Origin of the sequence: Shewanella sp. 4_MG-2023, from assembly GCF_030548015.1 — a bacterium.
Classification (GTDB): Bacteria; Pseudomonadota; Gammaproteobacteria; order Enterobacterales; family Shewanellaceae; genus Shewanella.
In genome coordinates, this window is record NZ_JAUORL010000009.1 from 136,403 (window position 1) to 150,363 (window position 13,961).

Genomic DNA, 13,961 nt, shown 5'->3' on the forward strand with positions numbered 1-13,961 from the left:
ATAGCCGAGCATTATAACCTAAGAAGCGCAACTCAGCGAGAGCGATATCTATACAAAGCTTAAAGTTTTAGATAGAACTCACGACAAAGGGCGATCATTTGCTGACTATATTGACCGCTGGGATCGCTTATCACCAAACTTGAGTGCTCGGTGCTTTCAATCTTTGCTTGATGCTTAAGCTCAAGCAGTAATCGTCTTGGTGGCTTTTTGCTAACCGTTGAAACGCTGACGCGCTTAGATATGGCCAAAGAGGTTTGTGTTAATGCGCCGGTAAAGCGCGTTTCACTTTCAATTGGAAGAATCAAGCTCGCCGCGCCATGTGGCGCCAATAATAACTCAATATGTTTCAGTAACTCGCTAAAGCTTAAGCTATCGGTATGTCTCGCGGTTGCTCGCTGCTGCAGCTTTGATTGCGGCCCATTATCAAAGTAGGGCGGGTTACAAATGATGCTATCAAATAATGGGCTTAGCTTAGCTTTATACTGAACTAAGTGCTGGGCACTAAAGTCTTGTATTGCCCCATGGTGTAACTCAATCATCTCAGCCCAAGGGCAATTGGCGATATTGTGTAAACAATCTTGAGCGGCTAAATCATCGAGCTCAACAGCGACAATTTTAATCGCTTTGCTTGATAACCCTACTGCTGTTTTTGCCAATTGCTCAGCTCGCTGAGCAGCCATGAGGGTTAATAGTCCACTGCCGGCACCGATATCCAAAATGGTGTTGCTCTGTTTGATATTAGCCCAAGCGCCTAACATCACCCCATCTGTACTGACGGGCATACCGCAGCGGCTATCATCAATATGAAATTGTTTGAAACTAAAAGGCATAGGACTATAGATTGAGAAATGGCCGATTATGGTAACTGTTTTTGCAATTTTTCCCAAACGGATAGTAGGTTGATTTATTGTTGCTAATATACTGACAGCTTCGGTGCTTGTGTTGTTATTGTAGCGCTAATGTTTGGCTGTTTTTAAGCTTGTTTTCAGATGATGGTTGTTTTTGCTTTATGCGGGTTTTGCGCTTGTGTATCTAAGTGCTATTTGCTATTAGTTCCTACCCGTTTGAGCACATTATTGCGGTTTAAATGGGAAAAATGAAATCAGCTTCACAAATCGGCATAGCTATTACGAAAATACGCTGAATTTATCAGCAATATTGCAGTGATTTTAGTGAGCTTAAGTGTAATTTAAAGTTTACAGGTTTGTCGGGAGGTTAGATTAGCGATAGCTAATTGGTGACTATTCCCTTAAGTTTGTAAAAAAACAAAACAACAAGATGGGGCAATGTGTGCAAAACAATAATATGAGTATTGGCGATACGATAGGCTTAGGCTTTATGACGTTCGCATTTTTCTTAGGTGCTGGTAACCTAATTTTTCCACCGTTTGCAGGTATGTTAGCTGGTGAGAACATGACACTAGCAATGTTAGGCTTTCTTATTACTGCCGTGGGTTTACCCCTTGCTGGACTTATTGCGATTGCAAAAGCAAATGGTAAGGTCATGGCGATGTTACCGGCATTTGCGGCAACTGCTTTAGCGATTTCTATCTATATTATTATCGGCCCAGCCTTTGCTGCTCCGCGTACAGGCTTGGTGGCTTTTGAAATTGGTGCTCGTCCATTTTTAGATAATGCCGATGCAATCATCCAACTTGGTGCACTGTCACTTAATAAAGCACAATTGTTTTATACCATTGGCTTTTTTGCCATTGCGATGTTGTTGTCGTTATTCCCAGGTAAATTATTAGACAGCGTTGGTAAAGTATTAACCCCTATTCTTATTTTCCTATTAGTCGGTTTAGCATTATCTGTGATCATTACCCCTAGCGCTGCAATTCAAGCTGCAAGCGGTGATTACATTAATAGTCCACTTTCTAAAGGTATTTTAGAGGGGTACAACACTATGGATACGCTAGCATCATTGATTTTCGGTATGTTAATCATTGATATTTTGCGTAAAAAAGGCATCACTGATTCAAAAGCGCAAACTCGCTATTTAGTACGCGCTGCTATCATTGCTGCATCGGGTTTAGCTTTTGTTTATGTGTCATTATTCTATTTAGGCGCTACCGCTGGTGATATTGCTTTGGGCGCTGAAAATGGTGGCCAAATTCTAACAAACTATGTGACTCATGAGTTTGGCACTATGGGGACTATCTTATTAGCAACGGTAGTGAGCATTGCCTGTTTAACAACTGCAGTTGGGTTAATTACCGCCTGTTCAGAGTTTTTCAATGAGCTATTGCCTAAGATCTCATACAAAGCGTTTGTGATTTTCTTCAGTTTGGTTTGTGCCACGGTTGCCAATGTGGGCTTAACGCAGTTAATTAACATCAGTATTCCTGTGTTAATGACTATTTACCCAGTGGCAATTGCATTGGTAGCGATTACTTTCTTAACTGAGCGTTTCCCTCGTCCTGAATTTTCACATCGTTTAGTGTTATCTGTTGCTTTGTTCTTTGGTATTTTTGATGGTCTTCAAGTTGCTGGCGTAGATACAAGTTTCCTAAGCTTTATGCCACTTCATGCTGAAGGCATGGCATGGTTATTACCAGTAGGGCTTGCGATTGTTGCTTGTTTATTTGTTCCTGCCAAGGATCAAGCTTTAGCTGCAAGCTAGGTAACCTTTGTCAAACTAAGCTAACTTTAGTTACACTAACGGCGTTATTTCATCTTGAAATAACGCCGTTTTTTTAGGAATTCATGTGACAGATAAGTATCAAGCCGATCCCATTATCGATGCATTTTTAGATGACCTTTGGTCTACGAAAGGACTTAGTGACAATACACTGGCTTCCTATCGTACTGATCTACGCCATTTTGAACGTTTTGTGCTAACGAAAAAACGCCAGTTGATTAATGTCGATCAGTTGCTGATCCGCGATTACTTAGCCTTTCGAGTGGAACAAAATTTTGCAAAAAGCAGTACTGCGCGGTTATTGAGTAGCTTGCGGCGTTTGTATGGTTATTTGTTGGTTAATGAGCAGATAGCTGTTGATCCCACCGCGCTGGTTGAGTCCCCTCAATTAGTTAGGCAATTACCCGAGGCACTCAGTGAAGCCCAAATAAACAGCTTACTGGATGAGCCCAATGTTGATGATCCGCTAGAGTGCCGAGATAAAGCCATGTTGGAGTTACTTTATGCCACTGGGCTGCGGGTAACCGAACTGGTTAGCTTAACCCTTGAGCAAATAAGCTTACGCCAAGGCTTAGTGAGAATTGTCGGTAAGGGCGGTAAAGAGCGCTTAGTTCCCTTAGGTGAGTTAGCGGTGACAGAAGTAGATCAATACCTTGTTGCGGCAAGAGCTGAGCTACTGGGTAATAAGCAAAGTGATGTACTGTTTCCATCAAAGCGCGGTCAAATGATGACAAGGCAGACCTTTTGGCACCGAATTAAGCTATATGCGTTACGGGCAGGAATACACAGCCATTTGTCGCCCCACACTTTGCGCCATGCTTTTGCGACCCATTTATTAAATCACGGCGCAGACTTACGGGTAGTGCAGTTGCTACTGGGCCACAGTGATTTATCGACTACGCAAATTTACACCCATGTAGCTAAAGCGAGGCTGCAACAGTTGCATAGTGAGCACCATCCAAGAGGTTAGTGCAAAATGAATGTTTATTATTGCTTACACAAAATGAGCGCTGTGTAGTTGCTTTCATGAAATATTGTCTGTAACTTTTGCGCTGATGAGCGGGTCTATATAGTGAGTAGACTAATACAGATTGACCAAATAGGATTTTAAATGAAGTTAACCAAAGCATTCTCTTTAGCGATAACGCTTGCAGTAGCCCCGTTATTACATGCCGCTTCTGCCTCTGATATCCCTAATGAAGCAGAACTCAAAAAACAAGTTTCAGATACCTTAGGTGTGAATGTTTTGAGCATTGAGGCATCGCCAATTGATGGTCTTTATCAAGCGCTTACTGACCGTGGTCTGCTATATGTGTCTCCAGATGGCAGTAAGTTACTTCACGGTAATATGTATGATTTACAAAAGGGCATGAAAAACTTAACCGAGGCAGCACTAGCAGGCCCTCGCATTGATATGCTAAAACCTTTTGAAAAGGATATGTTGGTTTATAAAGCCAAAAATGAAAAACATGTGGTGACTATTTTTACCGATGTTGATTGTGGCTATTGTCGTAAGTTGCATCAGCAAATGGATGGCTATAACGATTTAGGAATTACCGTAAGATATTTAGCTTATCCTCGTGCGGGTATTCCGTCAGCGAATGCCGATGAAATGGAAGCTGTGTGGTGTGCTAAAGATCCACTACAAGCGATGACCGATGCCAAAACTGGTCGTAATGTAAAAGCGGCAAAATGTGATGCTAATATCGAAGGTCAATACCGCTTAGGTGGCTCATTTGGTATTAACGGTACCCCAGCAATTGTGTTAGAAAATGGCGTATTAGTACCAGGCTATCAACCGCCTGAAGCATTATTAAATACCATTAAAACCAATCTTTAATCTACAGTGAGTTAACGGATTTAGCCGCTAAAGCGCGTTAAAAGACGTTAATTTATAACAAAAGGTGAGCCCAAAGCTCGCCTTTTTTGTTATGGTAAATTCAGTTTCAATGATTCATTCCCACTTCATAATTCGATATTTTCTTAAGGTGTTTTTGTGGCCCATAAAATTGTTCGCCGACCTCTAGTAGACGATAGTCATTTACCAGCTAGTATTCCTGCTATTTTAAAGCAATTGTATGCCCGTCGAGGCGTCGACCTTTTGGGCTGTGATCTGAGTCTTTCAAAGCTATTACGCCCAGATTCTATGATGGGCTTGGCTGAAGCTGCGCGTATTATTGCCGATGCTATTATGGCGAAAAAGTCCATTTTGATTGTGGGCGACTTTGACGCAGATGGCGCTACCTCAACCAGTGTGTGTTTGTTGGCATTACGGATGATGGGTGCTCAGCATGTGGATTATCTTATTCCTAATCGATTTGATTATGGCTATGGCTTAAGCCCAGAAATTGTAGCTGTGGCGCAGTCAAAAGGCGCTGAGGTATTAATTACCGTAGATAATGGTATTTCATCCATAGAAGGCGTAGCAGCGGCTAAAGCGCTGGGGATGACCGTAGTGGTGACAGATCACCATCTACCGGGTAAATCATTGCCCATAGCCGATGCCATTGTTAATCCAAATCAAGCTGGCTGTGAGTTTGCCAGTAAATCTATTGCAGGTGTGGGCGTGGCATTTTATTTGATGTCTGTACTGCGCAGTGAATTACGCGCCCGCGATTGGTATCAGCTTAATCAATTAGCCGAGCCGAACTTAGGCAGTTTATTGGACATTGTTGCACTGGGGACTGTGGCTGATGTGGTTTCCCTTGATAGTAATAACCGCATTTTAGTGCAAGCTGGCTTACAAAGAGTACGTAGTGGTCGCTGCCGTGTTGGGATCACAGCTCTGCTTGAAGTCGCTAAGCGAAACCCGCAGCGCATTGTCGCATCAGATTTTGGTTTTGCAGTAGGCCCAAGACTTAATGCCGCAGGACGCTTAGATGAAATGGCCTTAGGGGTCGAAACCCTACTTTGTGAAGATATGATGCTCGCCAGACGCATGGCAGGTGAGCTTGATGGTCTGAATGCTGAGCGCCGCGAATTAGAAACCGGTATGCAGCAAGAAGCCCTAAAAAGCTTACAAAAACTCAGCTTGGATGAAACTAAATTACCTTGGGGATTAGCCATTTTTCAAGAAGATTGGCATCAGGGCGTGATTGGTATTTTAGCATCACGCATTAAAGATAAATATCATCGCCCCGTGATTGCTTTTGCCGATGCGGGTAACGGTGAGATTAAAGGCTCCGCTCGCTCGATTAAGGGCTTACACATGCGTGACTTATTGGAGCTAATTAATAGCCGTCACCCTGGGATGATCCTTAAGTTTGGCGGACATGCGATGGCAGCAGGACTATCCCTAAAAGCTGATGCCTTTAGCGAGTTTGAACAAGCCTATGACAAAGCGGTGCGCGAGATATTAAAACCTGAGCAGCTTACCGGTGAGATTTTATCTGATGGTGAATTGCCAGTCGCGCTGATGAACCTCGATACTGCCTATTTGTTAAGAGATGCAGGCCCATGGGGGCAAGCATTTGAAGAGCCATTATTTGATGGTTATTTCAGTGTCATTCAACAGCGCATTGTCGGTGAAAAGCACCTAAAGCTGGTGTTAGAGTCTCAGTGTGGCGCTGTAATGATGGATGCGATTGCATTTAATGTTGATTTAACCACTTGGCCTGATGCAAGCATAAAACATGCTCGTGTGGCTTATAAACTGGATGTGAATGAGTTTAGAGGTAATCAAACCGTACAAATGCTGGTGGATTACATTGAGCCAGCTTAATGGGTATTGTCTGTGAGGTTAACTTAAGCCAAGGGTGACTTTGTGTTAGTTAGCTGCGGCGCTAATAAGTTGCGCTTTAATGAGCTGGTATTACTCAGGTGTGCTTGCTCAAGAGGCTAGTACAAGGAGCTAGTAAATGAGTCAGAGTACTGACTCAAAGTCGTTAAGGCGCTTTATTGATGCAATGGTTACCGCATGAATGATAAATGACAGAAACAAAAAAGCCTCGCATTGCGAGGCTTTTTTGTTATTTGGTCGCGTTAGCCACCAAATCTAAATATGGTGCCCGAACCCGGAATCGAACCAGGGACACGAGGATTTTCAATCCTCTGCTCTACCGACTGAGCTATTCGGGCGACGGGATGCAATTTAAGGTTTTAAGCCGTTTGAGTCAACCGTTTTTTTAGCATTTAAGCTGAAAATGTGTCAACTGCATATCTTTTGTACCTTTTGTGATGTTTTATTCTACATGGCGTATAAATAAAAAATGCCTTCAAATTGAAGGCATTCTAGCGTTGTTAAGCAGTAAGGCTAAACATTAGTTACTGACTAACTCATTATTCGGGAAATTCGCCGCCATCACGGTTACCACGTTTTGCTTTAGCTGCTCTTGACCTAATTCTTCGTAAGCCTGAGCCATGATTTCAAGGGCATGTTCAGTTGATGGTGTTCCTGGGAATTGCTCCATCACAGTTTGTGCTCTTACCGCTGCAGCGCTCCAAGCGCCCATTTTAATATAATACTCAGCTACTTTGATTGAGTATTTTGCTAAACGGTTTTTTAGGTATTGCATACGATGTTGTGCATCTGCTGCATACTTACTATCTGGGTAGCTTTTGATTAAACGATCAAAATCTTTAAAAGCATCTTGGGCATTTTTAGGATCGCGATCGGTGCGGTCAATATTCATCATATCGTGAAAAAGATAATTATCAGCCTGCATATTAGTCAAACCACGCATATAATAGACATAATCAATATCTGGATGGGTTGGGTTTAAGCGTAAAAAGCGGTCAATGTTAGCAATACCTGATGCGACATCATCCATCTTATAATAGGCAAAAATCATGTCCAATTGGACTTGAGTTTTGTGGGGGCCGAACGGGTAACGCGAGTCTAACGCTTCTAGGGTTCTAACGGCTTTTGAGTAGTTCCCAAGTTCCATTGAGGTTCGTGCCTGAGCATAAAGTGCTTCTGGCGACTTGTTACTGACAACTTCTTCTTCAAAACCTTTAGAGGTGCTACAAGCCGTTAAAGTCAATGAAAACAATACTAGGGCGGCGCCTTTGGCAAAATTATGCATATGTAAATTCAATTCTTTTATAAGTTATTGTTAAGAATTTTTCCATTTCACTGTAAAATAGAAAACAATCCGATTGTAACAGATAGTTCATTCACTTTGGACCCCAAAAAAGGGGTACGGTTCCTATGACACAAGAGATTAATCTAAAAAGCGAAATCACAGCAAGTCAAACGGGTCTAAGATTAGACCAAGCTTTGGCTGAATTGTTCCCTGATTATTCCCGTACACGCATCAAAGAATGGATTTTATCTGGTGCAGTTTCAGTTGATGATACTGTCGTCGATATACCTCGTGAGAAGGTACTAGAGTCGCAGTTAATTGCTGTAGAAGCAACGCTTGAAGAAGAAGTTAAAGATAAAGCGCAGAAAATCCCACTAGATATCGTCTACGAAGATGACCATATTTTAGTGGTAAACAAGCAAGCGGGCTTGGTTGTGCATCCTGGTGCAGGTAATGCTGATGGCACATTATTAAATGCGTTATTACATCATTGTCCTGAAATCGAACATGTACCACGTGCTGGTATTGTGCATCGTTTAGATAAAGACACCACAGGTTTAATGGTGGTGGCTAAAACGGTTGAAGCACAAACTCACCTTGTTGCGGCGCTTCAAGCCCGTGATATCGTGCGTGAATACGAAGCAATTGTGATTGGTACTATGACAGCTGGTGGCACGGTTGATGAACCTATTGAACGCCATGAAACTCGTCGTACTCAAATGGCAGTGATTATGGGGGGCCGTCCTTCAGTCACTCATTATCGCGTTGCTGAAAAATTTAGAGCCCATACTCGTTTAAGACTGCGTCTTGAAACAGGTCGTACTCACCAAATTCGTGTTCATATGGCTTATATTGGCCACGTGCTAGTTGGTGATCCTGTTTATGGTGGTCGTCCACGTCCGCCTAAAAAAGCAAGCAAAGCGTTTTTTGAACTCTTAAAAGGCTTTGAGCGTCAGGCGTTACATGCGGTGCGTTTGGAGCTTGCACATCCGTTTACCCAAGAAATTATGACTTGGCATGCTCCTATCCCTGAGGATATGAAGATGCTAACCAAAGCATTGCGCGAAGACACAGAACTAAATCCAATAGAATACCTATAGGCGTTAGTCTTGCGTAAGCGATGGCATAAGGATTGATTGTGTTTAAAGCCAGTTGGCCATTACCTGATAATGTTGCTATCGCCATGACAAATCGTCATGGCGGTGTCAGCAAACCACCTTATGACAGCCTGAATTTAGGCTTGCATGTGGGGGATGTTGTAGCAGATGTCATGGCCAATCGGGCTTTATTACAAACAGCGCATTCAATCCAGTCGCCACTTGTTTGGCTTGAGCAAGTGCATGGCACTGACATCATTGATTGCTCTAGACTGACGACAGCTGATATTGCATCTCCTCTCATTGGCGATGGTAGTTATACCAACTCCCCCAATACTGCACTGGCGATTATGACCGCAGATTGCCTTCCTGTATTACTATGTAATAATGCGGGCACTGAAGTTGCTGCAGTCCATGCCGGCTGGCGTGGCTTATGTGATGGCATAATTGAAGCCGCAGTTAGCAAATTTTCCTCTCCAACGACTGAACTCATCGCTTATTTAGGTCCTGCAATTGGCCCAGGTGCGTTTGAAGTTGGCGCAGAAGTACTTCAATATTTTACCGAAAAGCATCCTCAAGCGACTGACTACTTTAAACCGCAAGCTGAAAAGTATTTAGCAGATTTAGCGGGCTTAGCTCAAATGAGACTGGCGTTATTAGGTATTCCCCAAATATATTGCGCTAATCGCTGCACTTTTAGCGATAGTGATTACTTTTCTTATCGCCGCGAACAACAAACTGGCCGCATGGCGTCGCTTATCTGGCTTAAGTCCTAATCTGTTTTTTAGATTTGATCTACATCATTTAACCTAACGGTTTATTTTTAAATTCGCCTCATTAGATTGAAAAATCCATAAACACCCCCATATTTTACTTATCAAAAACATTCCCGTTTTTAAATTAATTGTTTAGGAGGCCGTATGAGACTCGATCGTATGACCAATAAGTTTCAAATCGCCATTTCAGATGCACAGTCACTGGCGTTAGGACGAGATCATCAGTTTATTGAACCTATTCATTTGATGATGGCTTTGTTAAATCAAGATTCAGGTTCAATTCACCCATTACTGACCCAAGCGGGCATTAATGTCAGTGCGCTGCGTTCGTCAATAAGCCAAGAGCTGGAACGAGTATCGCAAGTGCAAGGCACTGGTGGTGATGTTCAGTTGTCACAAACCCTGATCCGCTTGCTGAACTTATGCGATAAATTAGCCCAAAAGCGAAAAGACAAATACATTTCGTCAGAGTTGTTTGTATTAGCGGCGTTAGAAGGCAATGACCCGTTAGCTAAAAGCCTTAAAGCGGCGGGTGCCACCAAAGAAGTCTTGGAGTCGACCATAGATCAAATCCGTGGCGGACAAAATGTCGATGATCCCAATGCCGAAGATCAACGCCAAGCGCTAAAGAAATTTACCGTCGATCTTACCGAGCGAGCAGAGCAAGGTAAATTAGATCCGGTTATTGGCCGCGACGAAGAAATTCGCCGTACCATCCAAGTACTGCAGCGCCGTAGTAAAAATAATCCAGTATTGATTGGCGAGCCCGGTGTGGGTAAAACTGCCATCGTTGAAGGCTTAGCTCAACGGATTGTCAATGGCGAAGTACCTGAAGGCATTAAAAACAAACGGGTACTTTCCCTTGATATGGGCTCGTTAATTGCGGGCGCAAAATATCGCGGTGAATTTGAAGAGCGCCTCAAAGCAGTATTAAGTGAGTTAGCCCAAGAAGAAGGCCAAGTCATCCTGTTTATCGATGAGCTGCACACTATGGTTGGTGCAGGTAAAGGCGAAGGGGCGATGGATGCAGGTAATATGCTTAAACCCGCTCTTGCTCGAGGCGATTTACATTGTGTTGGCGCTACCACGCTTGATGAATACCGTCAGTATATTGAAAAAGATGCCGCACTTGAGCGTCGTTTCCAAAAAGTGCTGGTTGATGAGCCAAGTGTGATAGATACCATTGCGATATTACGGGGTTTAAAAGAACGCTATGAGCTGCATCACCATGTGGAAATTACCGATCCTGCTATTGTAGCCGCAGCCACTATGTCACACCGCTATGTCTCTGACAGAAAGTTACCTGATAAAGCTATCGATTTGATTGATGAAGCAGCCTCAAGTATCCGTATGCAAATTGACTCAAAGCCAGAGTCATTAGATAGGTTAGAGCGTCGCGCAATTCAACTTAAGCTAGAAGAACAAGCACTAGCGAAAGAAGAAGATGAAGCCAGTCGCAAACGTCTGAGTGATTTACAGGCGGAGCTTGCTCAAGTTGAAATTAAAGCCAACGAGCTAAACGAAATTTGGCGCACTGAAAAAGCCGCATTGGCTGGCACTCAACATATTAAAGCCGATTTAGAACAATCGCGCATGGATATGGACGTGGCGAGAAGGGCAGGCGATTTAACGCGAATGTCTGAACTGCAATATGGCCGTATTCCTGAACTTGAAAAGCAATTAGATTTAGCTTCTCAGGCTGAAATGCAAGACATGACCTTATTACGCAATAAAGTCACCGATATTGAAATTGCAGAAGTGTTGTCAAAAGCCACCGGTATACCAGTGAGTAAAATGCTCGAAGGTGAGCGTGACAAGTTATTGCAAATGGAAGACGCACTACATCAAAGAGTGATTGGTCAAAATGAAGCGATAGAAGCGGTATCAAATGCGATTCGTAGAAGCCGCGCAGGTCTAGCTGATCCAAACCGCCCTATAGGTTCTTTCCTCTTTTTAGGCCCAACTGGTGTGGGTAAAACCGAACTATGTAAATCATTAGCGACATTCCTATTTGATACTGAATCCTCCATGGTGCGTATCGATATGTCAGAGTTTATGGAAAAGCATACCGTGTCACGGCTGGTGGGTGCGCCTCCTGGTTATGTCGGCTATGAAGAGGGCGGTTACTTAACAGAAGCCGTTCGTCGTAAGCCTTATTCTGTCATCTTGCTCGATGAAGTTGAAAAAGCCCATCCTGATGTATTCAATATCTTACTGCAAGTATTGGACGATGGTAGATTAACTGACGGCCAAGGCCGAACGGTCGACTTTAGAAATACCGTTATTATCATGACCTCAAATTTAGGCTCTGACATTATCCAGCAAGGTTTTGAAACCCAAAACTATGCTCAGATGAAGGCATCGGTAATGGAAGTCGTTACCCAAAGCTTTAGGCCTGAGTTTTTAAACCGTATCGATGAAACTGTGGTGTTTCATCCATTATCAGCTGAACATATTGCCTATATCGCAGAAATCCAGTTAGAGAACTTAAAAGCGCGCTTAGCAGAAAAAGACTTTAGCTTAACGATCTCTAAAGCTGCACTGGCATTAATTGCTGAAGCAGGATTTGATCCTATATATGGAGCAAGACCACTCAAGCGTGCCTTGCAGCAGGAAGTTGAAAACCCATTAGCTAATCACTTACTAAAAGGTGATTTACTACCAGGTAAAGCAATCAACGTAGATGTGAAAGATGGTTTGCTAACATTTAGCCAATAATCTACTTCGTCATTAATCAACTTAGTGCATGGCTAATCAATTGAGTGAAGCAATTAAAGGGGCATAGTAGTTAACTATGCCCCTTTTGTGTTTTTGGCGAGGTGAGACTGATCAATAGAAACTATCCAAAATAAATAACCCTTTTGACGAATTCGTAACCCAGTGTCGGCAAGCTATCTTGCGAGTATCAAATTTATAAACTAGCTTGAAAGTAGACTGTTTAACTCAACCACTGTGATTTTAGTCAAAAGGATATAGCATGAATAAATTAGTTGTAATAAGTAGCGCACTCATAGCAATAGCCCTAACAGGCTGTAGCTCTGCCCCCCAAACCAATGGCGAAATCCCAGTTATTAAGGTTGGTAATGTTGATTACGACAGTATTTATCATTATGGCTATAACCGTGGCTGTCAAAGTGCACTATTGCAAAGCACATCAATTGAATCACTCGACGGAATGAAAGATAAAACCTTAAATGGGATAAATGCATTTGAAAAAGGTTGGCGCTCAGGTACCCAAACCTGTAATGGTGGCGAGTTTAAATCAATGTACACTGTTGGCAATTAATCATGCCCAATCGACAAAACTTATAGCAAAAGGGGCCAATAGGCCCCTTAATATCACAATGTCATGCTATTGCTTAATATTGTAGCTAATACAATATTACTGGCAAAACAGTTTTATTCTTTCTTCATTGGTTTCAATTTGAGCAAGTCTCTCTTCTTCGGTTACCTGTACGGCTTCACCGGTGGTGGGATCTTTGCGGTGTAATCGTTGATAAGTATTTAATACATTTAGGCTGTGTTTAGCGCTTTCACAAATAGACGCTGCTTGTTCAGCATCTCTAGCCTTAATGGTTTCGGCATTCTTTTCTGCATCCGATGGTTTATTTGCACTTGATGATGCATTAGCAATAACAGGTAAGTAACCCACTTGTGCAGGCTCAATGTCTTCACTATAGAGTTTTTCAGAATTAACTTCATTCGGTGGCTGTTGACTATAATGCTTTACCCCTTTCTCATCGACCCAAGAATAAATCACGGTAGCATTGGCAACTTGTATCAAACTACAACAGCCTATTAAACACAATAAACGTAAACTAAGCATATATATTCCTAAATGGTGTATACCAACTTTCCTTATTAAAAATAAAATAGGCGATTTGAACCTTAAAACCAATAGTTATTATCGAGTTTATTGAAGACTTAGTTCCAATACTTGAGCTATTGAAGGTAAACAAGCAGCCTAGAATTGGCAGTCAACAACAAAATAGGGTGGTTTTAGGTGATAAAAACCACGAATTGTTTAGCTTTTGCGCATTCAGTTTGTGTTGCAGATAAAAAATGCCAAAAGCCCTTGCGCTAAATCTTAACTTGCCTATAATGCGCATCCACTGACACGGCGACAGGCCAATAGCCTCAAGGTGTTAGCGTTAATTAAGACGCTTTTAAAGCGTCATAATTAACCGGTTGAAAAGCATTTTAAATTAACGTTAAAAATGACTTGACGCCAACAACGGGAGGTGTAAAATACGCATCCCTAAGCCAACGACCTAGCGTCAAATGGCTGCTGATATGAAAGATTATTTCTTGCATAATTAGCAACGCTCTTTAACAAATCAAACAAGAAATCTGTGTGGACACTCACAGGTGTTGAGTTAATCGAAATTGCTCATTCTTTCTCGTAAAGAGTGAAGCAATCAAAA

11 protein-coding genes and 1 tRNA gene are annotated in these 13,961 nt (G+C 42.4%); 8 read left to right on the plus strand and 4 right to left on the minus strand.

All coding sequences use genetic code 11. From position 1 onward, the window contains the following. Positions 1-59: 59 nt before the first annotated feature. Positions 60-830, minus strand: coding sequence for a tRNA1(Val) (adenine(37)-N6)-methyltransferase (locus Q4546_RS07230; protein WP_303445984.1), 771 nt, complete (start codon positions 828-830; stop codon positions 60-62). 448 nt (positions 831-1,278) lie between these two features. Between Q4546_RS07230 and brnQ the strand changes: the two genes are divergently transcribed. The 4 genes from brnQ (at position 1,279) to recJ (ending at position 6,361) form a co-directional block, all read left to right on the plus strand. Then, on the plus strand, positions 1,279-2,622 hold the full coding sequence (brnQ, locus tag Q4546_RS07235) for a branched-chain amino acid transport system II carrier protein (protein ID WP_198589256.1): 1,344 nt from the start codon (positions 1,279-1,281) through the stop codon (positions 2,620-2,622). An 85-nt stretch (positions 2,623-2,707) separates the two neighbouring features. Further along, positions 2,708-3,610 (plus strand): site-specific tyrosine recombinase XerD, encoded by a 903-nt coding sequence (xerD, locus tag Q4546_RS07240; protein ID WP_102439689.1) that lies wholly within the window; start codon positions 2,708-2,710, stop codon positions 3,608-3,610. Positions 3,611-3,751: 141 nt separating this feature from the next. After that, positions 3,752-4,480 (plus strand): bifunctional protein-disulfide isomerase/oxidoreductase DsbC, encoded by a 729-nt coding sequence (dsbC, locus tag Q4546_RS07245; RefSeq protein ID WP_102439688.1) that lies wholly within the window; start codon positions 3,752-3,754, stop codon positions 4,478-4,480. Positions 4,481-4,636: 156 nt separating this feature from the next. Continuing rightward, positions 4,637-6,361 carry a single-stranded-DNA-specific exonuclease RecJ gene (recJ, locus tag Q4546_RS07250; protein WP_102476940.1) on the plus strand — a complete coding sequence of 575 codons (1,725 nt, stop codon included), beginning with the start codon at positions 4,637-4,639 and terminating at the stop codon, positions 6,359-6,361. Positions 6,362-6,641: 280 nt separating this feature from the next. On the opposite strand, the gene Q4546_RS07255 is transcribed toward recJ, so the two are convergent. After that, a tRNA-Phe gene (locus Q4546_RS07255) sits at positions 6,642-6,717 on the minus strand. A gap of 182 nt (positions 6,718-6,899) precedes the next feature. After that, positions 6,900-7,664, minus strand: a complete 765-nt coding sequence (locus Q4546_RS07260) for an outer membrane protein assembly factor BamD (protein ID WP_102439686.1) — start codon at positions 7,662-7,664, stop codon at positions 6,900-6,902. Positions 7,665-7,789: 125 nt separating this feature from the next. On the opposite strand from Q4546_RS07260, the gene rluD reads away from it, so the two are divergent. From rluD to Q4546_RS07280, 4 genes are all read left to right on the plus strand, one after another. After that, entirely contained in the window at positions 7,790-8,764 is a 975-nt protein-coding gene (gene rluD / locus Q4546_RS07265; RefSeq protein WP_076540848.1) for a 23S rRNA pseudouridine(1911/1915/1917) synthase RluD, read from the plus strand. Positions 8,765-8,802: 38 nt separating this feature from the next. Further along, positions 8,803-9,537: a peptidoglycan editing factor PgeF gene (pgeF, locus tag Q4546_RS07270; protein ID WP_102439685.1), complete on the plus strand. Its 735-nt coding sequence runs from the start codon at positions 8,803-8,805 to the stop codon at positions 9,535-9,537. 144 nt (positions 9,538-9,681) lie between these two features. After that, positions 9,682-12,255 carry an ATP-dependent chaperone ClpB gene (gene clpB, locus Q4546_RS07275; protein WP_102519101.1) on the plus strand — a complete coding sequence of 858 codons (2,574 nt, stop codon included), beginning with the start codon at positions 9,682-9,684 and terminating at the stop codon, positions 12,253-12,255. 259 nt (positions 12,256-12,514) lie between these two features. After that, entirely contained in the window at positions 12,515-12,823 is a 309-nt protein-coding gene (locus tag Q4546_RS07280; RefSeq protein WP_303445985.1) for a hypothetical protein, read from the plus strand. A gap of 96 nt (positions 12,824-12,919) precedes the next feature. Here the strand turns inward: Q4546_RS07280 and Q4546_RS07285 are convergent, their stop codons facing one another. Then, on the minus strand, positions 12,920-13,363 hold the full coding sequence (locus Q4546_RS07285) for a DUF4124 domain-containing protein (protein ID WP_102439682.1): 444 nt from the start codon (positions 13,361-13,363) through the stop codon (positions 12,920-12,922). Positions 13,364-13,961: the final 598 nt, after the last annotated feature.

Bases quoted from the DNA above. Each gene is read 5' to 3' on its own strand.
- Q4546_RS07230 (WP_303445984.1), bottom strand. From the start codon at position 830: ATGCCTTTTAGTTTCAAACAATTTCATATTGATGATAGCCGCTGCGGT.
- brnQ (WP_198589256.1), top strand. From the start codon at position 1,279: ATGGGGCAATGTGTGCAAAACAATAATATGAGTATTGGCGATACGATA.
- dsbC (WP_102439688.1), top strand. From the start codon at position 3,752: ATGAAGTTAACCAAAGCATTCTCTTTAGCGATAACGCTTGCAGTAGCC.
- Q4546_RS07260 (WP_102439686.1), bottom strand. From the start codon at position 7,664: ATGCATAATTTTGCCAAAGGCGCCGCCCTAGTATTGTTTTCATTGACT.
- rluD (WP_076540848.1), top strand. From the start codon at position 7,790: ATGACACAAGAGATTAATCTAAAAAGCGAAATCACAGCAAGTCAAACG.
- clpB (WP_102519101.1), top strand. From the start codon at position 9,682: ATGAGACTCGATCGTATGACCAATAAGTTTCAAATCGCCATTTCAGAT.
- Q4546_RS07280 (WP_303445985.1), top strand. From the start codon at position 12,515: ATGAATAAATTAGTTGTAATAAGTAGCGCACTCATAGCAATAGCCCTA.
- Q4546_RS07285 (WP_102439682.1), bottom strand. From the start codon at position 13,363: ATGCTTAGTTTACGTTTATTGTGTTTAATAGGCTGTTGTAGTTTGATA.